At 44.7% G+C, this 25,488-nt stretch carries 28 protein-coding genes and 1 pseudogene; 23 read left to right on the top strand and 6 right to left on the bottom strand.

All coding sequences use genetic code 11. The annotated features are described in order from the left end of the window. The first annotated feature begins 75 nt into the window (after positions 1–75). The 5 genes from DESYODRAFT_RS22725 (at position 76) to DESYODRAFT_RS22705 (ending at position 4,322) form a co-directional block, all read left to right on the top strand. On the top strand, positions 76–1,161 hold the full coding sequence (locus DESYODRAFT_RS22725) for a GGDEF domain-containing protein (RefSeq protein ID WP_007786666.1): 1,086 nt from the start codon (positions 76–78) through the stop codon (positions 1,159–1,161). Between the two features lie 203 nt (positions 1,162–1,364). Continuing rightward, entirely contained in the window at positions 1,365–2,633 is a 1,269-nt protein-coding gene (locus DESYODRAFT_RS22720) for a double-cubane-cluster-containing anaerobic reductase (RefSeq protein WP_007786664.1), read from the top strand. Beyond that, on the top strand, positions 2,630–3,370 hold the full coding sequence (locus DESYODRAFT_RS22715) for an acyl-CoA dehydratase activase (RefSeq protein WP_007786662.1): 741 nt from the start codon (positions 2,630–2,632) through the stop codon (positions 3,368–3,370). The genes DESYODRAFT_RS22720 and DESYODRAFT_RS22715 overlap by 4 nt, the downstream gene beginning before the upstream one ends. Before the next feature lie 200 nt (positions 3,371–3,570). Beyond that, positions 3,571–3,957 carry an EamA family transporter gene (locus DESYODRAFT_RS22710; RefSeq protein ID WP_007786660.1) on the top strand — a complete coding sequence of 129 codons (387 nt, stop codon included), beginning with the start codon at positions 3,571–3,573 and terminating at the stop codon, positions 3,955–3,957. Between the two features lie 170 nt (positions 3,958–4,127). Continuing rightward, entirely contained in the window at positions 4,128–4,322 is a 195-nt protein-coding gene (locus DESYODRAFT_RS22705) for a hypothetical protein (RefSeq protein WP_007786658.1), read from the top strand. A 75-nt stretch (positions 4,323–4,397) separates the two neighbouring features. Here the strand turns inward: DESYODRAFT_RS22705 and DESYODRAFT_RS22700 are convergent, their stop codons facing one another. After that, positions 4,398–5,189, bottom strand: a complete 792-nt coding sequence (locus tag DESYODRAFT_RS22700; protein ID WP_007786656.1) for a CheR family methyltransferase — start codon at positions 5,187–5,189, stop codon at positions 4,398–4,400. A gap of 104 nt (positions 5,190–5,293) precedes the next feature. Further along, positions 5,294–5,731: a YaaR family protein gene (locus DESYODRAFT_RS22695; RefSeq protein ID WP_007786654.1), complete on the bottom strand. Its 438-nt coding sequence runs from the start codon at positions 5,729–5,731 to the stop codon at positions 5,294–5,296. A 31-nt stretch (positions 5,732–5,762) separates the two neighbouring features. Between DESYODRAFT_RS22695 and DESYODRAFT_RS22690 the strand changes: the two are divergent. Continuing rightward, positions 5,763–6,796: pseudogene (locus DESYODRAFT_RS22690) on the top strand (M28 family metallopeptidase). Here DESYODRAFT_RS22690 and DESYODRAFT_RS22685 read toward each other — a convergent pair. From DESYODRAFT_RS22685 to DESYODRAFT_RS22675, 3 genes are all read right to left on the bottom strand, one after another. Further along, a complete protein-coding gene (locus DESYODRAFT_RS22685; protein ID WP_007786650.1) occupies positions 6,793–7,674 on the bottom strand; it encodes a flagellar motor protein MotB in 882 nt (293 codons plus the stop codon). The pseudogene DESYODRAFT_RS22690 and the gene DESYODRAFT_RS22685 sit on opposite strands and share 4 nt — an antisense overlap. Further along, positions 7,671–8,474, bottom strand: a complete 804-nt coding sequence (locus DESYODRAFT_RS22680; protein ID WP_007786648.1) for a flagellar motor protein — start codon at positions 8,472–8,474, stop codon at positions 7,671–7,673. Before DESYODRAFT_RS22680 ends, DESYODRAFT_RS22685 begins: the two co-directional genes overlap by 4 nt. A 511-nt stretch (positions 8,475–8,985) precedes the next feature. After that, a complete protein-coding gene (locus tag DESYODRAFT_RS22675) occupies positions 8,986–10,773 on the bottom strand; it encodes a methyl-accepting chemotaxis protein (protein WP_007786646.1) in 1,788 nt (595 codons plus the stop codon). Positions 10,774–11,155: 382 nt separating this feature from the next. Between DESYODRAFT_RS22675 and DESYODRAFT_RS22670 the strand changes: the two genes are divergently transcribed. The 9 genes from DESYODRAFT_RS22670 (at position 11,156) to csrA (ending at position 16,934) form a co-directional block, all read left to right on the top strand. Further along, positions 11,156–11,467, top strand: a complete 312-nt coding sequence (locus DESYODRAFT_RS22670; protein WP_007786644.1) for an AbrB/MazE/SpoVT family DNA-binding domain-containing protein — start codon at positions 11,156–11,158, stop codon at positions 11,465–11,467. Between the two features lie 66 nt (positions 11,468–11,533). After that, positions 11,534–11,851, top strand: coding sequence for a PIN domain-containing protein (locus DESYODRAFT_RS22665; protein WP_207636352.1), 318 nt, complete (start codon positions 11,534–11,536; stop codon positions 11,849–11,851). Between the two features lie 237 nt (positions 11,852–12,088). Continuing rightward, positions 12,089–12,367 carry a flagellar biosynthesis anti-sigma factor FlgM gene (flgM, locus tag DESYODRAFT_RS22660; protein WP_007786641.1) on the top strand — a complete coding sequence of 93 codons (279 nt, stop codon included), beginning with the start codon at positions 12,089–12,091 and terminating at the stop codon, positions 12,365–12,367. A 39-nt stretch (positions 12,368–12,406) separates the two neighbouring features. Further along, positions 12,407–12,889, top strand: coding sequence for a flagellar protein FlgN (locus DESYODRAFT_RS22655; RefSeq protein WP_007786639.1), 483 nt, complete (start codon positions 12,407–12,409; stop codon positions 12,887–12,889). 3 nt (positions 12,890–12,892) lie between these two features. Beyond that, positions 12,893–14,698: a flagellar hook-associated protein FlgK gene (gene flgK / locus DESYODRAFT_RS22650; protein ID WP_007786637.1), complete on the top strand. Its 1,806-nt coding sequence runs from the start codon at positions 12,893–12,895 to the stop codon at positions 14,696–14,698. Positions 14,699–14,708: 10 nt separating this feature from the next. Then, a complete protein-coding gene (flgL, locus tag DESYODRAFT_RS22645) occupies positions 14,709–15,617 on the top strand; it encodes a flagellar hook-associated protein FlgL (protein ID WP_007786635.1) in 909 nt (302 codons plus the stop codon). A 29-nt stretch (positions 15,618–15,646) separates the two neighbouring features. Next, positions 15,647–16,195 (top strand): DUF6470 family protein, encoded by a 549-nt coding sequence (locus DESYODRAFT_RS22640; RefSeq protein ID WP_007786633.1) that lies wholly within the window; start codon positions 15,647–15,649, stop codon positions 16,193–16,195. A gap of 45 nt (positions 16,196–16,240) precedes the next feature. Further along, positions 16,241–16,699 carry a flagellar assembly protein FliW gene (gene fliW, locus DESYODRAFT_RS22635; RefSeq protein ID WP_042340025.1) on the top strand — a complete coding sequence of 153 codons (459 nt, stop codon included), beginning with the start codon at positions 16,241–16,243 and terminating at the stop codon, positions 16,697–16,699. Between the two features lies 1 nt (position 16,700). Further along, a complete protein-coding gene (gene csrA / locus DESYODRAFT_RS22630) occupies positions 16,701–16,934 on the top strand; it encodes a carbon storage regulator CsrA (RefSeq protein ID WP_007786629.1) in 234 nt (77 codons plus the stop codon). Positions 16,935–17,206: 272 nt separating this feature from the next. Here csrA and DESYODRAFT_RS22625 read toward each other — a convergent pair whose 3' ends face one another. Next, positions 17,207–17,584, bottom strand: coding sequence for a hypothetical protein (locus tag DESYODRAFT_RS22625; RefSeq protein WP_007786628.1), 378 nt, complete (start codon positions 17,582–17,584; stop codon positions 17,207–17,209). A gap of 324 nt (positions 17,585–17,908) precedes the next feature. Here DESYODRAFT_RS22625 and DESYODRAFT_RS22620 point away from each other — a divergent pair, with 324 nt between their 5' ends. The 8 genes from DESYODRAFT_RS22620 to DESYODRAFT_RS22575 all read left to right on the top strand — a co-directional run bounded on the left by DESYODRAFT_RS22620 (position 17,909) and on the right by DESYODRAFT_RS22575 (position 25,353). Next, on the top strand, positions 17,909–18,133 hold the full coding sequence (locus DESYODRAFT_RS22620) for a DUF1659 domain-containing protein (RefSeq protein WP_007786626.1): 225 nt from the start codon (positions 17,909–17,911) through the stop codon (positions 18,131–18,133). Between the two features lie 41 nt (positions 18,134–18,174). Further along, positions 18,175–18,414 (top strand): DUF2922 domain-containing protein, encoded by a 240-nt coding sequence (locus DESYODRAFT_RS22615; protein WP_007786624.1) that lies wholly within the window; start codon positions 18,175–18,177, stop codon positions 18,412–18,414. A 459-nt stretch (positions 18,415–18,873) separates the two neighbouring features. Continuing rightward, positions 18,874–21,405 (top strand): flagellin N-terminal helical domain-containing protein, encoded by a 2,532-nt coding sequence (locus DESYODRAFT_RS30020; protein WP_007786622.1) that lies wholly within the window; start codon positions 18,874–18,876, stop codon positions 21,403–21,405. Between the two features lie 116 nt (positions 21,406–21,521). Beyond that, complete coding sequence (locus tag DESYODRAFT_RS22595) at positions 21,522–21,911, top strand: flagellar protein FlaG (RefSeq protein ID WP_007786620.1); 390 nt, start codon at positions 21,522–21,524, stop codon at positions 21,909–21,911. A gap of 27 nt (positions 21,912–21,938) precedes the next feature. Next, positions 21,939–24,200: a flagellar filament capping protein FliD gene (gene fliD, locus DESYODRAFT_RS22590; protein ID WP_007786618.1), complete on the top strand. Its 2,262-nt coding sequence runs from the start codon at positions 21,939–21,941 to the stop codon at positions 24,198–24,200. A gap of 31 nt (positions 24,201–24,231) precedes the next feature. Then, positions 24,232–24,624 (top strand): flagellar export chaperone FliS, encoded by a 393-nt coding sequence (gene fliS, locus DESYODRAFT_RS22585; RefSeq protein WP_042340020.1) that lies wholly within the window; start codon positions 24,232–24,234, stop codon positions 24,622–24,624. Further along, a complete protein-coding gene (locus DESYODRAFT_RS22580; protein WP_007786615.1) occupies positions 24,624–24,956 on the top strand; it encodes a hypothetical protein in 333 nt (110 codons plus the stop codon). Before fliS ends, DESYODRAFT_RS22580 begins: the two co-directional genes overlap by 1 nt. 28 nt (positions 24,957–24,984) lie before the next feature. Beyond that, entirely contained in the window at positions 24,985–25,353 is a 369-nt protein-coding gene (locus DESYODRAFT_RS22575; protein WP_007786614.1) for a flagellar protein FlaG, read from the top strand. Positions 25,354–25,488 lie beyond the last annotated feature (135 nt).

Raw genomic sequence — 25,488 nt, 5'->3', positions numbered from 1 at the left:
CGGAGCGGAGCAATTGAACGAGGAATCTAGTGATAAACGTTGAAGTTTAGGTATTATCAGAATGCGGAGGGCGTCGTGTTAAAAGATCTTTTTTTAAACGTAACCACCATTATTGCTGTGGTTAGCATAGGAAATCAGATTCTCATCAATCAGGATATAACCCCTTCTTCTCCCTTGAAATTAAGGGTATTCTTTGGTTCGATGGCGGGTTTATTAGGAATATTGTTAATGCTCAACAGTGTTGAAGTTATGCCAGGGATTATTCTAGACTTCCGTAACATCGCTACAATTCTATCGGCAGTATACTGTGGCTTTGCATCTGCTCTAATCACAGGTTTAATAATTGCTGTTTTTCGCTTGTTTTTTTATGGGTTAACCTATTCTTCAGTGGTATCTGCCATGGCCGCCATTGTAATTGGAATTGGTTGTGCCTTTATTACCAAATGCAAAGCCGGTACTTTGAAAAAATGGATAATTATGAGTCTATTCGTCCTTGTCACGCCTAGTATTTCTATGGCTATGATAATTAATGACCTGGCGCTCTTAATCAGATCAATCTCGATCTATTGGACAGGCATCTCTTTGGTTTCAGTCCTTCTTTATCTTTATGTGCGTTATCTGGATCTATCAAGATTCCTCTATAGAAAGTATCAAATCGATTCGGCAAAGGACCATCGCACAGGATTAAATAATGTGAGACAATTTGATAATGAATTGAATAAGATCATCCGTAATATAGCTGAAGACAGTTTAATTGCCTTGCTGTTTATGGATATTGACTTCTTTAAGAAAATCAATGATACCTATGGGCATCAAAATGGAGATAAGATTCTTGAAGATCTAGGCAAAATCTTGTTAAGCGCCTGCAGTCATTCGGATATCGTATCCCGTAACGGCGGAGATGAGTTTTCCGTATTAATGACGGATTGCCCCGGTGATAAAGTGCTGGAAGTAGCGGAGCGGATCAGGGTGAAGGTGCAAGATCATAGCTTCTACTTAATCGACGGGCAAGTTATCAACATCACAGTCTCAATTGGAATTGCTGTTTACCCGGATACAGTCAACGATATTAATTTGATTGTCGAGAAAGCAGATTTAGCATTATACGAGGCCAAACGGGCTGGCAGAAATCGAGTATATCTATCGGAAAGTAAACCCTAAATAACAGCCATAATTTATACTTCCACGATCTATAAAGCCGATGACAACAAACATGTCATCGGCTTAATTAATTTTCAAGGAAATTAGGGCAGTGAACAATAAATTACCGTAAAGTTATATATGGAAATAACTATAACGTGATATAATTAATTACTGAACTGTTCATTAAAAGCAGATAACACTATTTGAGGGGGAGATTATTAATGGAGAACAGAGAGTTATGGGAACGTTTGAACATGGATTTAGAGAAACACGATGAGTTCTTAGCTCCGGTGCCGCAGATCTTTACTGAACTTTTCTTAAACAGGGAAAATCGTCCGGCCGGGATGAGCTATTTTGACGCTGTGGTTGGAGATGTCCATGGTATTCGGGTCCATGAACTTTATGCAATGAGAGAAGCCGGAGCAAAAGTATTCTCGACGTTTTGTGTTTATGTTCCCGAAGAAATCGTGGTAGCGACAGGGAGTGCCAGTATCGGCTTATGTGCCGGTGCCCAGTTTACGGTTCCTTCGGGGGAAAAAGTACTGCCGCGCAACCTATGTCCGCTGATAAAGTCAACAATGGGCTTTAAATTAGACCGGATTTGCCCCTATTTTCAAATTTCTGATTGGGTCATTGGGGAGACGACCTGTGATGGTAAGAAGAAGGCCTGGGAGATTTTAAATGAACATATTCCAACCTATGTTATGGATCTCCCTCAAAAGAAAGATGCAAAGGATGCTCGTCTTTGGGAAGAAGAAGTACGGGAATTTGCCTCCTTCATTGAACGTGAGACCAAAGTGAAATTAACCGATGAAAATCTTGCCCAAGGTATTGAAAAGATTAACCATAAGCGTCAAGCGCTGCAACGGCTGGCGGATCTAAGAAAACATAACCCAGCGCCTATTCACGGTTTAGATGTCCTCTTAATCAATCAGCTTTCCTTTTTTGATGATCCTGTCCGTTTTGCTGCTCAAGTCAATGCGCTCTGTGACGAGCTTGATGAGCGGGTCAAGGAGGGGAAGGGGGCAGTTCCTGCCGATGCACCACGGATTCTCGTGACAGGAACCCCTCAGCCTCTTCCGGCCTGGAAACTTCATGCCTTAATCGAGCAAGCCGGGGCAGTCGTGGTCGGAGAGGAAACCTGTACTGGGGAACGCTATTATAAGGACATGACGGAGCCTGCCGATAACCTTGAGGATATGCTTGCCAATATTGCTAAGCGTCCTTTAAAGGTCAATTGTGCATGTTTCACACCGAATCAAGGACGCTTGGAGGATATCACCAGCATGGCTAAAAACCTAAAGGCAGATGCTGTGATCGATTTTAACCTTCAGTTCTGTCAGTCCTATGGGATAGAAGGCTATTTCGTCGCTAAAGAGATGGAAAAACAAGAGATTCCTTTCCTGCGCCTGGAAAGCGACTTTTCGGAAGAAGATCAAGGTCAGCTCCTGACTCGGATTGAGGCCCTCTTAGAGATGATTCGTGCATGAAGCGAGCAGGGTTAGACCTGGGTTCGGTTAATACGAAATTAGTGGTGTTGGATCAAGAGCAGCAAGTATACCGCAAAGTGGTACCTTCCCGTTTCGATTCCGTCCAAGCAGGTATCGCTCTCTTAAAAGAATATACTGAAAAATTCGGAGAAAAGCCCGGGAAACTAGTAGTGACAGGGTATGGTCGTGTCAACTTTCCGGAAGGGCGAGTCATTACGGAAATCACCTGTCAGGGAAGAGGGTGTCATGCTCATTTCCCAAAGTATGCTTATATTCTCGATTTGGGAGGGCAAGACGCCAAAGTTATTAAAAAAAATGCAGACGGAAAAATCATTCAGTTTATCATGAATGACAAGTGTGCTGCCGGAACCGGTCGTTTTTTAGATGTTATTCTTAAAGGGCTTGATCTAACCCCGCAGGAATTGAATTCAGCGGCAGAAGCCAAGCCCATGCCTATTAATTCTATGTGTACAGTGTTTGCTGAATCAGAGGTCATTACCATGCTGGCCAAAGGGATTCCAAAGCCGGAGGTGGTGGCGGGCCTTTTTAAAAGCACTGCCAAACGTTTAACTAATTTTGTTGAGTCTGTCGGGCATCCTGAGCATTTGATTTTCACAGGTGGCGGCGCTCATTATACCCTCCTTGTTCGATTCCTCGAACAAGAGTTGAAGGGGAGTGTCGTGATCCCGCCTGAACCCGAATTAACAGCTGCCTTAGGTGCAGCGCTGTTCGCGTAGAAGAAAGCGAAACAAAGCCGAAGCTGATGAACCTCCTATAGAAGGTTGTCATCAGCTTCTTTATGCTTTTCCATGATTGATTTATTCCATCATCTGATTAAAAATAAAGTGTTTTTTAGCTGGTATAAATGATGGTTTTATTGAGAAAACTTAATTGATACCTAAATTTTAGAGTTTAAAGTTCAAGGAGTATTGATTTGATGTCGTTATTGTCTGAAGTGCGTCCTTTAGCCATTGCTTTGTTTTCCATCTTATTAGGAGCGACAGGACAGTTTCTGTTTCGTCTGGGTATGGTTGAGTATGGGAATGTTACAGTGACCGGTATCTGGAGACAACTGGGATCCATTATTTTAACCCCCGCAATTTTTATTGGTTTCGCCTGCTTTGGGATAAGTTCTATCCTTTGGCTCGTCGTGATTTCACGTTGGGAGCTCAGCTATGCATATCCGCTCGTCTCTTTAGGATACGTAATCGCTATTTTTTATGGCGTTTTTCTGCTTCACGAAGATCTTACGTTTCCCAAAATCATAGGATGTTTACTGATTTTGGCCGGAATGAGTGTCTTGGGATTTTGGGGTCAAGCTTAATTGTCATAAGAAGGAAGTATCAGAAAATTATATCTTTAATTATGGGAGTTGAAAGCATCCGCTGAATAAGATATGATAATCTAAAGCAAAACTTCATAAGCGTTTTCCAAATGGAACACCCAATATCTTTTTTGGAGTCATATCAGACAAGAAAAAGGGGCGTGTATTGGATGCATTTACAGGATTTCGGACGAGGTGCGCGGATTGAATTATCCAAAATGGCTAAACTACTCGGAATGAAGTTTATCGGTTTTAATCCAACGGCTCAGCAGGTTTCCTTGGAATATAAAGGCAAAGGAGTTACTTATCCACTTGCGGAATTTGTTCAACAATATGAACAACACTGCCCAACGTCGTTTAATTAAAAATTAAGAGGGCTCCGACTCATGATTATGAGTCGGAGCCTTAGTTGTTTGAGGGACTTGAAATTGTCAGGATTGTCAGAACCCCTTTTGATAAAAGAATGAGGACACGGGTTTGAGGCCAAGATGAGCCAGGCCAAAAAGATGTTCTGTGCTGCCGGTAAAGAGAATTCCGCCAGGGCGTAAAGCTTCTGTGAACTTTTTATAGAGCATTTCTTTAGCTTCTTCAGTGAAGTAAATGACGACATTTCGACAGGCTATAAAATCAAAGCCAGTTTGGAAGCGATCGGTTAACAGGTTTTGGTGTTGGAATTGGACGTTTCGTTTCACGGAATCTTTGATTTGATACCCTTTGTCAGATGAGGTAAAATACTTTTGCAAGAATTCCGGTGGTGTGCTTGCAAAATCATTTTGTTTGTAGAGTCCGTCGTTCGCCTGCCGCAGTACATTGACATCGATATCCGTACCCAGTATGCTAAACTTAGTGCTTGGGAAATACTCCATTAAGGTCATCGCTAATGAATAAGGTTCCTGCCCGCCTGAGCATCCCGCGCTCCAAAGTTTCAGCTGAGATTTGCTTTGTATGAGCAGGGGAATAACAGTTTGGCGCAGTGTTTTCCATTGGTTGGTATCCCGAAAGAATTGAGACACATTAATGGTTAAATGTTTGAAGAAGGCATCATATAGAACAGGATCAGCGTTCAGAGCTTTTAGAAACTCCGGATAGGTTGGGTAGCCGTGAGAGTTCATAAAACTGAGGATTCGACGCTGCATTTGATTTTGCTTATAAAACTTAAGATCGAGACCGCTCTTGGGGTGGAACCCTTTCACAAAGTCTTCGTAGGTATTAGATATTGATGTATGGGACAAAGGGGTTACACCTCTTTCCTTGTTAATTAATCATTAAAAAGATAATAAAGTTTTTGTAGCTCCTTAGAAAATGACGTTTTAGTATTGAAGCAAGGAGTTAAAGTTCAGGCAAATAGGTCAACGATCAATCCACGTATTTCGTCAATCTTGGTTAAGACTTCAAGGGGTTTGGCCTGCTGCTCAAGAAGCTGTTTACCAAGTTCATCTAACGCCTGATCGATTTTTCCGATTCGTGCCATTACCTTGGGACGACCCTGATAATCCCAAGAGGTATCTTCCTGCATCTTACGGCTTTGTCCGAAGGTTGAACGAAGAAAGGATTTGACCATGTCCCGGAAATCTTTAAGATCTCGGATAGAGAGGGAATGAGCTAACTTTTTTCCTTGAGTTTCAAGCTTATTGAGAAAGGTTTGGAGTTCAAGGCGCTGGATCTTTTGGGTTTGAGATAAAACGCCGCTGAAATCGCCGCTATGCTCCGGAGTATTTTGAGAGTCGTGGCTGGGTGACAGGGTTTGGGGCGGAGTATTGATACGTAAAGACATTGTTCATTCTCCTCTTAAGAAAGGATTAATCATGCAGACGCGCAGAGCTTTTATCAAAACCATACTGGGTCTGGGTGCCCTCATATTGCCATGGAGTTTTTTGCCGAACCGTTTTGGAGAGGCTGTCAAGGCCAGGCTAGGGCGTCCGCCGGTTAAATTGTTGCTGCCCCAGGTGGCTGAAATGAATAGTGAAATAGATTTAGAAAGCTTACACCGTACTGCCATGGAGGATATCTACATTTTAACCGCCCCTGAGATGCAAGGACGGAGAGCGGGATCTGTCGGGGAGAGCAAAGCCGTAGAGTATTTGGCCGCACAATTAAGTATGCTGGGCTTAAGGCCGATGGGGGACCCTAAAACAGGTTTTATACAGGCGTTTACGATTCCTCCGGTGGTGGAAACCTGGGTCAATGGCCGGCTGACCTTTAAACCAGGGGAAACCAGTAAATTGAGATCTCCATGTGTCAATCTAATCGGAGGCTTAATGGGTGAAAATACTCAAGAAATAATTCTGCTTTCAGCGCATTACGACCACCTGGGAGTTTTCGAGGGAAAGGTTTACCCTGGTGCCAATGATAATGCCTCTGGTGTGGGTTGTATCCTTGATGTCATGAGGCGGATTCTTCGGGAAGCGAAGGTCCCCAAACGCACGATCGTGATTGCTTTTTGGAGTGCTGAGGAAATGGGATTTATAGGGTCTAAGGCCTTCGTCGACTCTCCTTCTTTTTCTCTTCATCAGATCCAAGCAGTTCTGAATGTTGATACGGTAGGAAACGGAATGATCGGAAATTTTGCACTTTGGGCAGACGGAGATAATCTCGCAGTTAAAGCTATTCGTCAAGCTGCCTTAGAATGTGGGGCTAGTGCTCTATTAACTCCCACGGCTGGGCATAATAGCGACTCAATCAGTTTTGCCTCGGCACATATTCCGGCAGTGACCTTAATGGCGAAGGAGTGGCTCTATAAGAATCATACCCGGAAGATACGATCGCGCTGATAAAGACTGAACAGATTAATTTAGCGTCTGAGATAATTTATAGAGCAGTTCATAGTCTGGCCTTCTAAGGGGTTGCCTTCATAGCAGGAGCAAGCGGAGCGGAAATAGGCGTTTGCTGTGGCTCGGTCACGTCATATTTGGAGCGCAGAATTATCAGGTCAATCCGGCGGTTTCTGTCATGCCCCTCGCTAGTATCATTTGAAGCGATGGGCCTGTATTCTCCGTAACCCGCTGCTGAGAGCCGGCCAGGTGCGATTCCTTCGTGCTGTAAGATTTGCACTACGTTCGTGGCACGAATCACGGAAAGCTCCCAATTGCTGGGGAACTGTGCTGTATGGATTGGCAGATTATCCGTATGTCCTTCAACTCGAATTTGGTTAGGTGCTGAGGCGAGAACCGTGGAAATGCTTTGCAGAATTTCCTGAGCTCTCAAGTCAATTTTAGCGGAACCACTGGCAAAAAGTAAGGTTTCCTGAATACTAACGACCAGACCACGTTCTTCCATAGAAGAAACCAGCTTAGCCTGAATTCCGTTATCCGCCGCAAATTTATCAAGTTTGGCCTTAATCCCTTTGATGCTCATGTTTTCAGCGTCGGTATTTCCTTGACCGGCGTATTTATTTTCTCCATCCGTCTCTTGGTCGGCATTAACCGTGTTGCTGGGATCCGTTCCCTTTCCAGGAACAGTGGTCGTAGAGGAAGGGGTTCCGGATTGAAAGAGGGAGGGTCCGACTGGGCTTGTTGCCATCTCTATCCTAGCGGGAGTGCCTCCGCCGAGGGCCTTGTTGAGAGATTCTGCGATAGCCTGGAATCGTTCGGCGTCTACTTTACTCATAGAATAAAGAACGACAAAGAAAATCATAAGCAGGGTAATCAGATCAGAATAGGTAAGAAGCCAACGTTCGCTATTTTCTTTTTCTGCTTCATGCTCGCGTTTTCTACTCATCGGCTTTCACTCACAGCGGATCGGCCCAGTTCAGCTAATCTTTCTTCAGAAGGAAGCATAGTGCCAACATGGGTTTTCAATTTTTCTTTCAGAATAGAAGGATTTTCACCGGCTTGAATGGAGAGAATTCCGTCCAGGACCATCTCCATGGCCGCCACCTCTGCTCTGTCCTTCATTTTAAGCTTTGAGGCGATGGGCAGCAGGATAAGGTTTGCTGTACCCACCCCGTAAAGGGTGGCGATGAAAGCGGCGGCAATCGAGTGAGAGAGCGCTTCAGGATCGGAAAGGTTGCCTAATACCATGATCAGGCCCATAACCGTTCCAAGTATTCCCATAGTAGGACAATATCCTCCGGCAGCCTCGAACACTGCGATTCCAACTCTATGCCGTTTCTCAAGGACAGCGATATTGGATTCCATGATTTCCCGGGTGATTTCCGGGTCGGTTCCGTCAATGACGAGCTGCAGGCCTTGCTTCGTAAAGCGATCGGTGACGGTTTCAAGCTCTTGTTCCAGACTGAGTAAACCTTCGCGTCGTGCTTTTTCGGCAAATCGTATCAAAGTCTCGTAAGCCTCCTCGATTCCGAAGGATCGGGAGGTGAACGCAAGTTTAACCCATTTGGGAAGGTTCTTAAGGTCGTAAAGTGGAAAGCTGATCATTACCGCTCCGGCGGTTCCGCCAAAAACGATTAAGGCTGCCGATAATCCTCCCAGGGAGCTGACGGTTCCCCCTTCTAAAATATAGCCGAGGATCAGTAAACCGAATCCTGCGATAAGGCCAATGATAGTCGATAAATCCATGCGTCTTTTGCCACAATGACTAAATTAGCGTAACTTGCCAGATAAAGAGATGTGGCTTACCTCCCTTGCTAGTTTATGCGGTATTTTTAGCAACATTCTTAATAGAGAGGGTCTTGAAATTAAAGAACTAATTATAAACCCTCCTTTGTTTCTATCGTCAAATTTCGTGCTAAACTTTAGCCCCATAGAACTTATTATAACAGGAAACCGGGAGAGTGACTTCTATAATTCTTGCTTCACGAAGACATATATCGATATACTTATGAGTTTCACTTCAAAAACCTCAACAGTGCCAGACGTTTCACAGAGTTTCGACCGGCTTAAGCAACGTTTTCCGGATTGGGAGTAAATCTTAGCTGAGCCCCGGTTAACAAGAAGCAGGCCTTGGAGTGAGATATCTCACTCCAAGGCCTGCTTCTTGTTAACTAGCCTTCGTCAACCGATGACATATCCTCAAATAGTCGGAGTTGTTTCCCGTTGTGTGAGGGTCAGATCCCGGATTAGACTCGGATTATTGTATCTTAAACTTAGAGATCAGATTTAATAGATTCTGCGAGTATTCGTTTGACAGGGCGGCCTGCCCTAGCAGTTCATTTGATTTTTCAGTTACTAATAGTGTACTCTGGGCAATGTTAGTCGTTCCTGAGGCGCCTTCATTAGTTGCTGAAGCTATGGCCTCGATGACTTTCAGCATTCCCTTGATAGATTCCTGGAGTTCTTCAGCCGTTGAGCGAAAATCAGAAACCAATCCATCCATTTGCTGGGAATTATCGGCATATTCGTCTGAAGCGTTAAGCATGAGGTTATAATTAGTTGCGACATTCGTGGTCATAAATTCTAATAGTTGAGCTGAGTTTGTTGACAGATTATCCACTGAATGGGTTACAACTTTAATAATGCTCTGGATCTCGCCTACTGCATCTTTTGAGTTCTCGGCGAGTTTACGGATCTCATCGGCCACGACAGCGAAACCACGGCCCGCTTCACCAGCTCTTGCGGCTTCGATTGCGGCATTTAGAGCTAATAGATTTGTCTCACTTGCAATTTGGAGAATCGCATCGGCTAACTGATTGATTTGGGTTACTGCTTTGGACTCATCCAAGGCTTTGTCCAGGTTTTCCTTAGCTTGATTTAAGAGAATTGTACTATCTTGTATCGTTGAAGTCAGATCCCCTTTTAAGGAAAGCGCACGCTGTCGGATGTCTTTGACTACCGCTTCTCCTTCTTGAGCTTTAGATGCTATTGATTCAGCCGCCGTCAAAATTTCTATGGCTGAAGCATTCATTTCTTGGGTTGAAGCTGCTGTTTCCTCCATACCCGCCGACATCTCTTCTGTGGTAGAGGAGACTCCTTCCAACTGCTCATTTAACAAGGTCATATGGGTTCCAACCGTATTGGCGGATTGGGCAACGTTATCGGATTCCTTTTTAACACCGTTTATAAAATCTCTGATTTGGGCCGACATTTCATTAAGAGTACCAGCTAAAATAGCGATTTCGTCGTTTGAATCCAGTTCTACCGTCTGGAAACTTATCTGCCCGTTTTCATCTTTTGCAAAAGCCTTTACCAGTTTGTGAATAGGTTGGGATATTTTTCTCCCTAAAATTGACCCCGTTATACTTAAGGCTATGATTGATATAATGACAAAAGTGACAACAGCAATGATATTGTTCCTGAGGTTATTGTTTAGTTCCGCCTGTTTTTTCTCAACAATAGTATCAATACTGTCAACATAATTACCTGTACTAATGACCCAATTCCATTGAGGGAACAGCTTGGAATAAGCAATTTTGGTCGTTAATTTTCCCGTGCCGACATCTTCAGGTTTTTCCCACTCATAGGTGGTATAGCCATTATTTTTTTGATCTCGGGCAGCGCTGACAACCTCTTTGATCAATTCGACTCCATTGGGATCGGTCAAAGCGATCCTATTGCTGCCTTCTTGGGCGGGCAGCATAGGATGGGCGACCAGTATACCGTTTGTATTATCGATCCAAAAATATCCGTCGTTACTATACCGCAAATTCTTAATCGCTTTTTTAGCCAGGTCCTGGGCTTGCTGCTCGGTCATTTCACCTTCTTGATAAGCAGAATAACAGGTCGCCACTACCCCTACAGCTGTCTCCACTTCATTCTTTATCATTGCATTATAATCATCTATTAGTAGTGTTTGAATGTTTAAGACCTCTGTTGTATTCAGTTGGGTCAGATTGTAGATACCGTATCCGCCAGATAATATTATAAAAAACGATGATGTAATTAGGAAGGCGAATAATATTTTATACTTGATTTTACGCATGTTTCCCCCCCCATATTAAATATTTCACATATGATATTAAATATCTTACAACATTTGGGGCAGAATGTACATTAAAATAATAATAATAGTTTGTAAAGTATATGTTAAATTTTATAATCGTTATAGCTTGTGGCTTGCTTTTAGGTGGGGAAAGACTAGAGTGATTATCTATAACCGAAGAGATTCCGGTTTAACCAAGGTTATAGGATTGGATGCGGAACATAGAATAATCCCTGAAACCCTATACTGCAGGTTTCAGGGATTAATAGCTTATGATCCCATGAGAAGTACTAATAAGAACAATGATAATATTTGACAACAGAGATAGGTAAGATTATGGTAAAAGTAAGAATGAAAGATGAATAAGTAAGAGGGTTAATAAATGAGTATAAATAATTTTTCCGACGATCAAGCACCCGGTGTAGTAAAGGCTACGAGCAGAATATCCAGCCGTGGGCAAATAGTTATCCCTATAGAAATTCGAAAAAAACTAGGTATTGGTGAGGGAGATCACTTGACCTTTATTGCTGAAAAAAACGGTGAAGTTAAGGTTGAAGCGGTTAAGAGCCAACGTATTACGGAACTATTTGGTATTCTAAAAACACATAAGTCATTTAAACCAGTTGATGAAATCAGGAAAGAAGCGTATGAGAAGATGGCGCAACAAGAGTTACAGGATGGGGAGGAAGGATAGTTGGCGAGGAAGCTTTGGTTAGACACTAATGTAATCATCTGAATTATTACAGGTGATCCCAAAGAGTTGGCAAGAGAGGCTGAAGATATGATTCAAAAAGTTGAAACGGGTGAGTTAGTTTTGCGCTTGTCTGCCATAGTTGTGGCCGAGTGTTGTTGGGTATTAGAGTCTTTTTACGAAGCACATCCAACAGACATCTCAGATGCTTTGTTAAAATTCACCAATGCAATTGGCGTTGAAACTGAGGAAAAACTTGTTGTACAGCAGGCACTTCTTGATTTTTCCGTTAAAAAGGCAGATTTTGTGGATGCTTATATTGCGGCACATGCAAAAGCCAACCCCCCGAGGATGTGGTTACGTGGGATAAGCATTATAAACGTTTAGATATTAGTCATGACAGACCAAGAAGTTGGTAGTATTCCCCATCAAGTACGGACCTAGTCAGCTAGGTCTACTTTGATTTTATAGATTGTTTATTCGATCCGGGTCATGGGTTACTAGTCTCCGGCAAGCAATGGCATGTCCCTGAATAGTCACCCCCCAAAGACGAAAAGTTTCTCTTTAGTTTTAATGAGTTATCTTCGATATAGAGAATAAGACTATGATTTTGGAGTGAGCGATATGAAAATAGATGGGACATCTATGTCTCCTCTGGGGAGCGTTCAGGCGTCCAGTCGTTTGAAACAAGCAGAGAAGAAAACGGCAATTTCCGGAGCAGATAAGATAGCCGTTTCGGATAAAGCACAAGTTTATCAGGCTTTACTGCAGAAAGCCAAAGAGATATCGTCTGTCCGTGAGGAAAAGGTAAATGCCCTCACTGAACAGATCCAACGGGGAGAGTTTAAAGTAGACGCACAAAGGATAGCCGATAAGTTATTTACGGTATGTCAGAACGATTAAAGAACCATAATCCATCCATCTCAGAGGGGGGAGATATCCGTGTCTGAAGCCTTTCAGCAGTTAAATCAAAATTTGAGACAACAGGTTCAGCTTTACAACGAACTCCTAATCCTTGAAAGACACAAACGTCTGGCCTTGGTTGAAAATAATCTTCAAGAGATTGAAGCAACAACAACTCAGGAAGAAGCGTTTATTATAAACGTCAACCGCCTGGAAAAGGAACGCCTCTTGTGGGCTGAAGAAATCGGACATGAGCTTGGGAAACAGCCCGAAGATCTCACTCTGGCGGAATTGGCCGATCATTATCCCGCTTTGGTTGAGGTTAGCCGTGACCTCGATCAGGTTGTCGGCCAGTTACAAGAGATTCATAAGACCAACTCCCAGCTTCTGCAACAGGCCATGAAGATTGTCGATTTTACAGTAGGTCTGTTGACGCACCAAGCGAGCAACACTTATACATATCCGGGCCAGAAAGAAAGTGAGGATAATAAAAAACGGCATCTGATGGATTGGAGGATTTAAGATATGAGTTCCACTTTTGGTGGTTTAAATATATTGTCCCGCAGCTTATATACTCAGCAGGCTGCACTGAATACTGTCGGGCATAATATTGCGAATGCCGGTACGGAAGGTTATTCCCGGCAGAGAGTCAATATGGCTACCCTGACACCGACAGGAGAAGTCTATGGCAGCCGCGGCCTGAATCAGGCAGGTGCCGGGGTTACTGTAAGTTCCATAATAAGAGCAAGGGATGCCTTTACGGATCGGCAATTGTGGCAGGAATCATCGACCTTAGGCTATAGTCAAACAAGCAGCGAGTCATTAATCAGAATAGAAGATATCTTTAGTGAACCTTCAGATACGGGTGTTCAGACAGTACTTAACCAATTCTGGACATCTTTGCAGACACTCGCCACAAATGCTTCCGACTCGGGAGCCCGTACCGCAGTAGCCCAACGGGGAGTAGCCGTCGTGAATGCAATTGAGCATGCTGCCCGGCAGCTAAAGGACACGGTCGAAAACATTAACTCCTCGATTGCTTTGGACGTTAGAAATATTAATCAAATTACTTCGAGTATTAATACACTTAATCAGCAAATCGCCTTCACGGAGTTCGGGGGGAATGACCACGCCAATGATTTGCGTGACTCCAGGGATTTGCTGGTTGATCAATTATCGAAGTTTATTAATATTACAGTACAGGAAGATAGTGCGGGAAAATATATAATCAAGACAGGAGAGCCGGGGAGTTTAATAACTTTAGTAGATAACTCCGGCCATACCGAGTTGAGTACCGAGACGACCCTTGACCCAACCTTTGGGTATGAAGTGACGAAAGTGACCACTGCCATAGGTTCGAAACCCGTGGATTTCACGAACGGCGAAGTTAAGTCATTGCTTGACTCACGGGATTCATCATCAACGGGGATTTTCGCTTATATGACAAACCTGGACAAGGTCAGCCAGTTCTTGCTGCAGGACTTTAATGAAGTACACAAGGCCGGCTTTGGTACGGACAATGTCTCGGGGCGCAATTTCTTTGGCGATAGCTTTGGAGCTGTCATTGATAAGGATTATTCGGGTGCAGACGCACTGACCAATGGTCAGTGGATTAACGCCCTAACGGTAAATCCGGACATCACGGCTTCGGCCGGCGGGCTGGCAATTATCGCCGCTAAAACCGCGCTGAATGAAATTGCGGTTACAGCGGGTGCGGAGAATACCGGCGATGGGGTTCCAGCGGTATCAACTACGGGTATTTATAATGGAGGGACTACTCCGACAGCTGTAATGGTCAAGGTCGATTCGGTTGATGGCTCGGATGTCGACGGCATCACTTACTCCATCGACGGCGGAACTACTTGGTATCCGGCTGGGACCGGGTCAAGCCCATATTCTTTGACCATAAAAGGCCTGACGGTTAACATAGATACCGCCGCCCTGACTACTCCGGCTGTGGGCAATACTTACAACTTTACCTTGTCAGCCGGCAACAACGCCAGTGGGGATAATGCCCTATTGCTTGGCAACTGTCTGAAAACAGATACTTCACTCGTCCTGGGCGGTATTTCCCTGGATGCGTTTTATACCTCGATGATTGGTACTTTAGGAATCCAATCCCAAGATGCCCAGCGCCTGAACATTAATCAGCAAACCGTAATTGACCATCTGATTAACCTTAGGGCGTCTGTCTCCGGTGTGAATATGGATGAAGAAATGACGGACATGATCCGATTCCAAAAGGCCTATAATGCATCGGCCAGGGTCTTGACGGCCATGGATGAAATGCTGGATAAATTGATTAATGGGACCGGCATAGTGGGACGATAGGAGGTAACCAATGAGAATCACTAATAATACAATGATATACAACTTTTTGAGCAGCCTTAACAAATCTCTGGAAAAGGCTAATAAGATACAGGGACAACTGGCGGACGGCAGAGCACTGCATTCCCCTTCGGATGATCCTATTAAAGTAGTCCGAAGTTTGCGTTTTAGTACCAGTTTGGAGTTAAACAAACAATATGCCCAGAATGCCCAGGATGCGCTAAGTTGGATGACGACTTCAGATGATCATATGCAAGACTTAAGCGCCATTATGATCAGTATCAAGGAGCAGGTTACCCAGGCCAGCAACGGTACGAATCCTGAATCTGCCGTCCAAACGATTGGGGATGCCGTTGACAATCTGATTAACCAGATGATCAATATTGGCAACTCCCAGCTGGGGGGGCGCTATATCTTTGCCGGACAGAATGATAAGTCCACGCCATTTATCCGTAATGGAGATACTATTACTTATAATGGTGATAATCAAAAGATTTCCATGCCCATTCACCCGGGAATCGCAAATTCGTCTCAGGATAGCGTGAACCGCACGGGAGAGGACGTTTTTGGGCCTGATCTTAAAATTTTAAAGGACCTTATCGATATAAAAAATCACCTGAAATCCGGAACAAAGGAAGATCAGGAATGGCTTTCCAAGACCGGCCTGGCTAATATCGAGGATGGTCATACCAAAATGCTGCAGTCCCACACTGAATTAGGAACCCGCATGTCGATGTACGAGATGGCTAAAGGTATGTTGGAAGATAACTATACAATTATTGCGGGGGATCAAGCCGAGAATGACTCTATAGATATTGCCATGGGTATCATTGATTATAAAAATGCTGAAAATGTCTATAAAACAGCACTTCAAGTCGGTGCCAGGATTATGCCCATGTCTTTAGTGGATTTTCTTAGATAATAGTGTCTGATTGGAAGGGAGACACTTCTATGCTCCGAATCAATATTTCTACCCAGCCCTTTCGGGCGGATTACACCATTAATAATGCTAAGTTGAACCTCCAGACCACCCGGCCTGAGGTGCAAATTGAGACGACGCCGGCGACAGTAGAGATCCGCCAGCCCCAAGGGGAACTGACAATCGACCAGACTCCCTGCCGTTATTCCATAGGGCTCAAGAATATCGCTGACTTTGTCCGGGACAATGCGGCACTGGGCAGGCAGACTGCTCTGGAAACTATCGGCCGAATTGCCCAGGAAGGAGATCAACTGGCTCGGACCCAGAGTAAAACGAATGCCATCGCTGACATATCCGCCAGTTCCGCTGCTGGGAAAGCTCTGGATATTACTTATGCCCATATCGCATCACCGGAGATTCATTTTCAGGCAAATCCTGTTCAATTCAGTCCCAAGGAAGGAAATGTGGATTTCACCCCCCGCCCCGGCACTGTTCAAGGGGATTACCAGCCCGGCAGTGTGGATATTCGGATCACACAGTATCCTAGTGTTGAGATATCAACGGTGGATGTTAAGGTATAGAAAGAGGGGTAGGAAATGGATAAGCTCCCCCAAGGAGGCAATACTATGAATATAAAGTCCACGAGATTCGGAGAATTGGAAGTGACTGAAGAGCTGCTATTCAAATTCCCCCATGGAATCCCGGGCTTTCCTGAGGAAAAGACCTTTATTTTTATACCCCTTGACGAAAAAAGCCCTTTTGCGTACCTCCAGTCTGCAACAGAAGCTAATTTAACCTTTTTGTTAGTTGATCCCTTTGCTTTCTTTAGAGGTTATGAATTTAATCTGGATGATGAAATTGCTAAGGAATTGGGCTTGTCGGAGCAAAATCTGCCTCAGGTGTTTCTGATCGCTAATTCAAAGGACAATTTGGCGGATATGACGGTGAACCTATTGGCCCCTCTCGTTATTAATGGACTCAATCGTACCGGGAGGCAGGTTATCTTAGACAACCCGGACTATTCCATCTGTCATAAACTATTTCCTGACGGCTTGCCTAAAGAAGCAGTCAAAGGGGGAACGTGATATGTTGGCACTTACCCGCAAAGCCGGCGAGCGAATTGTCATCAACGACAATATCGTAGTGACGGTGGTCAGCATAAAAGGAGATAACATCCGCCTGACCATTGAGGCACCTAAAGAAATCAAGATTTATCGGGGAGAGATTTTCGATGCCATCGCGGCAGAAAATAAGCAAGCAGCCGTTGCCAATAACTTAACTGAGCTGGATAGATTAAAGGCATTACATATCAAGAAGTAAGAGCATGGTGCATCTTACTTCTTTATTTAATACTACCAGACTTTCATGCCGCTCAGACTGCACCACTGATGAATAAGTATAAATTGATTAAAGTTCTTGTATAAAGAGCATAGAATTGATAATGTGGGACTTTTAAAAGAAGTGACAGCGGGGGAATATAACGGCGGCATAACTAAGGGTCCTGGAAAGAATTATTCTGTCCAAGACCCTTAATTATGCGGTGGATGAATCGGGTGCGGAGATATCGAATCTAGATGAGGCACGGCCCTATTTTATCCATTCTTCACGGGAGTGTATCCTTGATTGAGAACCTCATTGTAATAGTCAAATACCTTATCTTGAAGTTCTGCTACACAATCCGGGCAAACACAGTGGCAAACCTTCTCCGAACCTTCCTCTTCCAGGAGCGGCGCCATTGAACAAAAGGCATATACTTCAGTACTTTTGCCACACACAATACAAGTTTCACAAGGAACGTCCGGTTCCAGGTTTTTTTCTATATGTTCAACACAATTTGGACAAACGCTATAGCATACTTTCTTTTCCTCACTGCCATGTTTTTTAATTTTGCAAAAAGCATGGACGTTTACAGTTGAGCCGCAGTAAATACAATTTTCACCGATAACATTTTCCTTATCGACCGTAGCCAAGATAAAAACCTCCTATTCAACTCGCTATTTTTGAAAAAAAGAAATTACCCCGTAAACCACAAATAATAAAAACAGCTATACTGCGCAGCCTAGCCCGGGTCTCACCTATATCATCTAGATTTAGTTTATTTTACTTGTATTTTAAACATTTGACAATGCCAATCTTCGGACCCCGGGGCTAACTTAGTCAGTTCATTCAGTCTTGTCCTTATTTTGTCATAAATACCCTTAGATAAAGGTAACCCCTGCCGAACAAGGTGCATAAGATAAGAAGACAGGCCAAGGGTTGGCCTATTAAAACCCAGAATAAGGGAGGATTTATCCATGCCCATTATTTCGTCAGGGATAGAAACCGAGATGGTTGTCCGTTATCAGACCGGTACGACTGCCGCCGGCTCCCCGGTATTCCGGCAAAAAGCCTTTTCCGGGCTGAAGATGGACGTGTCCGATGAGGATCTTTATGAAGCAGCAACCACATTATTTGCTTTGCTGGAATATCCCTTGGTATTCGTTACCCGAAATAACCGCTTTGACCTGATCGAAGAATAGATCCCTATTCAATATAATCATAAACGAGAGGAGGGATCAGGATGGTAACTACTCAGCAGAAAACCCTTCGGCTGACCTTTGCTACAACGCTGGGCAGCACATTTACGCTTACCCTGCCGTCGCCAAGGGCAGACCTAACCGCCGCGGAAGCTGAAGCCGCTATGGAACTGATTATTGCCAAAAATATGTTTTTCACCACCGGCGGTGAATTGATCGGGAAAAAAGATATCAAAATCACGGATTCAACAACCACCGATTTATATGATCCGCCACAGTATTAAAAACCCAACAGAGAGGGAAATGCACAGCCTGCCGATGGCAGTCGGTTTTGCGGCCCAAGGGCCGCTCTTATGGATAAAAACCCGACCATGGTATTTCAAATTCGGAATCGATTCCGAATTTGAGCTATACCCAGACGATTATCTTCCTGGGAAAAGTGAGGTAAGCGGGCTGATCTGGAAACTAGCGGAGAGACTGTAAGGCCCGAGGGCGCTGGTAAGATTATAGGCTAATAGACGGATTCTCAAGTAAAATAGAAATAATAAGCAGGCGAATGGGCTGCATCGCCGAAAAAGAGTGATTTTGGGCTAAAGTAAGATGGTTTAAATGCCGATATAATTAGTGAGGTGCTACTGACACTTTTGTCTCGACCGGCCGGTAGGTAAAAGGGGTCAGTTGCTACCAATCAATTAAACGTACGGGCAAGGATGCCTGGCGTATAAATCAAGGAGGAAAAGAATATGATTATCAGTCACAACATCGCGGCACTTAACACGTATCGTCAGTTGAGCAGCAACAGCACACAGACCAGTAAGGCGTTGGAGAAATTATCATCCGGTCTGCGTATTAACAAAGCCGGTGACGATGCTGCCGGTCTGGCTATCTCGGAAAAGATGCGTGCTCAGATCCGTGGTTTGGATCAGGCTGCACGTAATTCTCAAGATGGTATTTCTATGATTCAAACTGCCGAGGGTGGTCTTAACGAAACTCATTCCATCCTGCAACGGATGCGGGAATTGGCAGACCAGGCAGCCAACGACACCAACGTAGGTGTTGATCGTAATGAAATCCAAAAGGAAATAAACCAGTTAACTTCTGAGATTAATCGTATCGGAAACACCACGGAATTCAACACCCAGAAACTACTAAACGGTGGCGGGGAAGTAAAAGAAATCACCATGAACACTATGCAAGCCGGGGCCGCCAGTGGGGCGTTTAAGGGTGGAGCTAGCCTTGCTCCCGCAACGGCGGTAGCGGCAGAATGGGATACTGGGGCATTTTCAGTATTGTCAGCCGGTGAGGATGGTACTTTCGAATTTAATGGTGTAACTATTACTTTTGACTCAGTAGTTGCTACAGGCGGAGGGGGTACGTCTTCGCATACAATTAATGGTGACGGGGATATTTCAATAGCTATCGATACAGATGATGCGAGTACTGATGATGCTCAAGCTGCTCTTGTAATTGCGGCTTTAGAAGACTACCGTGATAACCACAATGGTGGTGTTAATGAGTTAACCGGATTTACCTTTGGTGGAGATGGATCAGGAATTACTATAACGGGAACAACCGCACAAGGAGACACAAACAATGGCTTGTTGGTCTCGGTTACCGGAGATGTTGGTATTGCTAATACAACTAAAAATGACCAGTTGACCACAGAAGGTGTTACAGAGGTTACAGCAGGCTCATCCTCCATCCCCATTACCACCGGAAAAACTAGCGTGGCTGCAGTTGCAGCCCAATGGGCCTCCGGCGATTTAACCGCTTTGACTGACGGGCAATCCGGTACAATCTCCTTTGCCGGTGTAACCATCAACATCACAGGTGCTGATGGCGCAACTCAGGGAATTAGCGGTGTTAACCAAGTAGGTGCTAGCCTTGCTATTGATACTACTGTTTCGGGTTTAGGGGATACCGCAGCTGAACAGGCCCAACTCATAGTCGATGCCTTTAACGCTGTAAAAGCTGCCCAGCCTTCGACAGGTTCTCTTGCTAACTTTACCTTTGAAGTGGAAGGCGATGCAATAAAAATCACCGGGACAAAAGCGGACGGCGCTAAAAACAACGATTTCACAATAACATCCACAGAAAATGTCCAATCAGCGGGTGCGGAAATTAATGCTGGTACCGCACAAGCAGGCATAACCGAAGTCCGCGGCGAATACAGCTTCGAAATCGGTACCGCTTTTGAAAAAGAGGGAGCCACCCTTAATATAGGCGGTCAAACCTTTACCTCCGTCGCCTCCGGTGCAAAAGCGGCCAGCGGTGAGTTTAATGTCGGTACCGATGCCAAACAACAAGCCATCAGCCTGGCTGCAGCAATCAATGCTAACAGCGACTTAAACGCCCGCTTTGACGCTATCGTTGACGGCGCAAAAATTACCCTGCGCGAAAAAGCTACCCAAGCCACAGGGGCAGCCGTTTCTAACGGTATGGTTACCGGTCCGACCAATGATGCCGTACAAGGCAAATATTCCTTTAATGTAGACCAATCAGTAGGAGTAGGCGGCAGATATGCAGTGGGCGGTGTAAACATCGAAGTAACTGACGATGTTAACCATGCCGGACTAGCCAAAGGCACAGCTGTACTCTACTCGGCAGATACTACCCAGCAAGCATCAAATTTAGCCAACGCTATTGCAGCCAATTCTGCTCTCAGTGAAAAGTTTGATGTAGAAGCTACCAGCAACCGCATTACTTTAACCCAAAAGACGAGTAAAGAAACCATGATCGCCGCTACAGCACAAACGAGTACTAATAAAAACGAGAACTTCCAGGCTTCCTTCCAAGTGGGTGCCAACAGCGGCCAAAGCATGACCATCGAAGTAAGCGACATGAGATCCGTAGCCCTCGGTGTTAGCGGCAAGGAAGCCAGTTCCAAAGTTACCGCTAAAAATGGCGTAGAAGCGTCCTATGTCGCTATTACCAATGTTACCAACGGTACGGACAATACTAACGTCGAATACGCCTTAGATGTTTCCGACCATAAAAAAGCAACGGCAGCCATCAGCGTTATCAACGATGCCATTGAAACCGTCTCCGCCGAGCGTTCCAAACTGGGTGCCTACCAAAACCGCCTCGAACACACCATCAATAACCTCGGCACTTCCAGTGAAAACCTCACCGCAGCTGAGTCCCGTGTTCGCGACGTAGACATGGCCAAAGAAATGATGGAGTTCACCAAGAACAACATCCTTTCTCAAGCCGCTCAAGCTATGCTGGCTCAAGCCAACCAACAACCCCAAGGTGTACTGCAGCTCCTCAGATAATCACACACCCGAAAAGGCCGGCCGAAAAAGCCGGCCTTTTTTTTATTTCCCCTAAAGCCCCCGCCCTTTTCTTCCGATAAAACTACTAGAACGATTGAAATTCAGAGGTGTTTGATTTGGATATCAGCGCAACAAAAAACCTCCTTGATTTTAGTGGTATAGCTAATTTAACCCAGACAAATCCCACTTTTCAACCTAATCAAACCCCCAAGGCCGACGCCGCCGCGGATATACCCCCGTCCACCCCGGCAACGGAGGATAACTCAAAAGAACCCTTGGTAGATCTGCAAAAACTAACCCCAAAAATTGATGCCTTAAATAAAATCTTTGCATTCATGGATGCCAATATCCGGTTCGAAATCCACGAAAAAACCGGTCAGCTAATGGTGCAAATTTATGATCAAGAAAACGATAAAGTACTAAAAGAATTTCCACCCAGCGAATTCCTGGATACTGTAGCCTCAATTCGCGATTATGTAGGAATCCTGCTGGATAAAAAAATATAACGATATTTAAATAGGGAGGGAGTGCACATGGCTGTTCAAGGACTCGGGGGGATATATGGCCTTTCTGGTTCGGGTATGGATATTGACTCACTGGTTAAGCAATTAATGCAGGCGCAGCAAATAAAGAGCGATGCCTTGTTTCAAAAGAAAACCGTAGCGGAATGGCAAAAGACCGCCTACAATACGGTGTATGATGAGATCAGTAAATTTCGGGATATGGTGTTTAACTATAAGCTGCAAGCGAACTTAAACCCTAAAAAGGTTACTGCCAGTAACTCGTTGGTAGCCACCGCAACCGCTAATTCGAGTGCCGCGAATGTGAGCCATTCCTTAGTGGTTGCCCAGTTGGCGGACGGAGTAAAGCTGACCAGTACCGCCAGCCTTTCAACAGCGGGTACTGCGGTAGATAGGACTACAATCGCTTCCCAGTTCTACGCCGGGACTGCGGTGGAGGATATTCCCAAAATGGTGATCACAATCGCCAACGGGCCGGCTCAAGCTACCCTGACCGTCGATCCCACCGGCAGCATCAACGATTTTGTCAGTCAGATTAACAAGGCCGGCCTGAATATAACCGCTAATTATGATGCAACTTTGGATCGTATCTTTCTTACGACGAACAATTCCGGCGCGGCGGCCGATATTAGTTTTGCGGGGAGCAATACCGCGGGAATGACCTTTCTAACGGATAAGTTGAAACTGCCCGTTTCTGTGCTGGCCGGTGGCTCGAGCCTGTCCAGCAGCGGAAGTATTCACTCCACGGTGCAGGTAGACTTTAATAAACCCCTTGCCACTCAATTTAAGGGTCTAACAGACTCTACGCTCAGGCTGGCCAATTCTGCTACGGGTACGACTCAGGACATTATTATAAAAATTACCGATACTTTGCAGGATGTGATAAGCAAAATTTTTGAAAGCGGCAATGCCGAGGCCTGGTTTGATCCTACAACGGGACAGTTTGGCATTAATCCGACGCAGAATGGCACTCTTTCCATCGAGGATAGTGATCAAAGTGCTAAGGATTTGTTTAGTCAGCTGAATATGCCGGCAACGTTTAATGTGGGAAAAGTAACGACCAGCAGGAGCAGCGTTTATATTCCCTTAGATAATGCTGCGGTATTGAAAAGTCAGTTTGCCGAGCTGGAGTCCGCAGACTCTTTCACCTTGAACATTGCCAATGGCGCAGATTCACCTACAGCCGTAGTGATTGATCCCGCTAATGACACCTTGGAGAGCATGTTAGCTAAAATCAGGGCCGTTCCGGGAGTGGACGCTTCTTATGATGAGACCACGGGCAAGGTAACTTTGAAGTCCGCCAATGGAGAAAATCTTAATTTTGCCGGCAGTGATGCGGCGGGAACAAGTTTTCTGGCTAACACCTTAAAATTGCATCAAGCCGGGCTGGATGCAGTCTTTAAGTTAGACGGGGTGCCGCTGAGCCAATCTGAAAATACATTTAATATTTCCGGGGTCACCTATAATCTTACCGCTGTCTCCCAAGATGCGGAAATGCTGTCGCCGGGTGTTATGAATCCTAACGTTGGGCAAGCCACTAATATCACTGTGGCAAATGATATCGAAAAAGCTGTGGATGGCATGCAAGCTTTAGTTGATGCTTATAATAAAATTATGGAATCTCTGAACAACAAAGTCAAAGAAACCCGTTATAAAGATTTCCCCCCGCTTACGGAGGCCCAGAAGAAGGAATTGAAGGAAACAGAAATTACCGCTTGGGAGACAAAGGCCAAAAGCGGTATGCTTCATAACGATTCCACCCTGACAAGCCTGTTAAATGCCATGCGTAATGCCTTTAACAGTGTTGTTTCCGGAGTGAGCGGCGACTATAACATTGCCGCCGCAATCGGTATAACCACCGGCCCGGATTACACCGAAGGCGGCAAGCTCTATTTAAATACCGACAAATTACGGAAGGCGCTCGAGACTGAACCTGATGTATTGACTCAATTATTCGGTGCCTCGGGGGCGACGAACCCTGACGGTACAATCGATAGCAAATCTCAAGGGATTGCCGGGCGGTTGTATGACGTTATTAAGATTACTATGGATCAGTTGAATGAGATAGCCGGAACTACGTCCAAGGCACAGTACGATACCGAGAGTAATTATGCTAAGAAGATCAGCGATTATGCTAAACAGATCAGCACTCAAGAACACAGATTTGAAAGTATGCAAACGGCCTATTATAAGCAGTTTAATGCCATGGAGGTGGCTTTACAGCAGTTAAGTGCCCAAAGCGGTTGGTTGGCAACGTTTGGAAACAATTCTTAAAGACCATATTACAGGAATAATTGGGGGGATTATGATGAATCCAGCAATGGCAAACGCTTATAAGAATCAGCAGATTATGACGTCGTCACCGGAACAATTAACCCTATTGCTTTATAACGGGGCTATACGATTTCTGACGGAAAGTATCCTGGCGATGGAACAGGGGGATATGCCAAAATCCCATAAAGCAAATCTGCGCGTGCAGGAGATTGTAACTGAATTTGTACGCACGCTGGATATGAGTTATGAGATGTCGAAAACTTGGGCGCAGCTTTATGAATATACGGAGTACTGCCTCATCCAAGGCAACATCAAAAAAGATGTGAGCCTGCTGCAGCAGGCAAAAGGTATGTTGACTGAACTACGGGATACTTGGGCTGAAGCCATGAAAAAGACTCATATGTCCCGGGCGGTTGGCAGGTAATGACTGAAAGAACTGCTCAGGCCTTGTGGCTGGATTATCGGTTCCTGACCAAAGAGATGATGAAATTCTTATCTAAACAGGACATGGAACTCTTTTATAATTTGCTGAATCAGCGGGAACAGCTGCAGATCCTTATTGAACAAACGCCTGATAATGGCTTTATAGCCTCACCGGAAGGTCGGAGTATGCTCAGTGAAATCCAGCGTGACAGCCAAGCTATTATTCGGGCAATGCAGATTCGAATGGGTAACAGCAAGCGGCAACATCAGATTTCCGAAGCCTACGGTGCAGTGAGCACTACGGCTGTCAGCCAGATGAATAGGAAACGATAATTGGTATGATTTAACGGGGGGATTTAGTTTGATCAATCCTATTCAACCGAATACTCAGACCACCATGATTCCGATGGATGCCTTTTCCGGGCAAAAGCTTGAACGATCCCAAGACACTCCTCGCCAGGTTGTAGACCGAAAGAAAGAAATCCCTTCTGCCCGTGAAGAAATACCCCGTGAGGAAATAGAAAAAGCTACGGAAAAGCTTAACCGTCTGATGGGAATCATTAATAAACGCTACGAGTTTAGCATCCATGAAAGTACCCAGCGTCTTACAGTTAGGATTGTTGATCAACAAAGCGGCGAAGTTTTACATGAAATTCCATCACAAAAGGCTTTGGAATTACTGGAGTCTTTCAGCCAGATGGCCGGTCTGCTTTTTGATGAACTGGTTTAAGCATAACATACGTTTTAGTAGACTAAACTACAAAATAAAGTTCAAAACAGGAAGCAAATTTTTTGCCCCCTGTTTATTTTTTTACCCGAAGGTCCTAGCAGTTTGTGAGAAACCGACTATTTGTTAGTGTTAGTG

The organism is Desulfosporosinus youngiae DSM 17734 (genome assembly GCF_000244895.1).
In the GTDB taxonomy this organism is placed as follows: Bacteria; Bacillota; Desulfitobacteriia; order Desulfitobacteriales; family Desulfitobacteriaceae; genus Desulfosporosinus; species Desulfosporosinus youngiae.
Note: the sequence above shows the minus strand (reverse complement) of the source record. Positions and strands in the feature narration are given on the sequence as shown.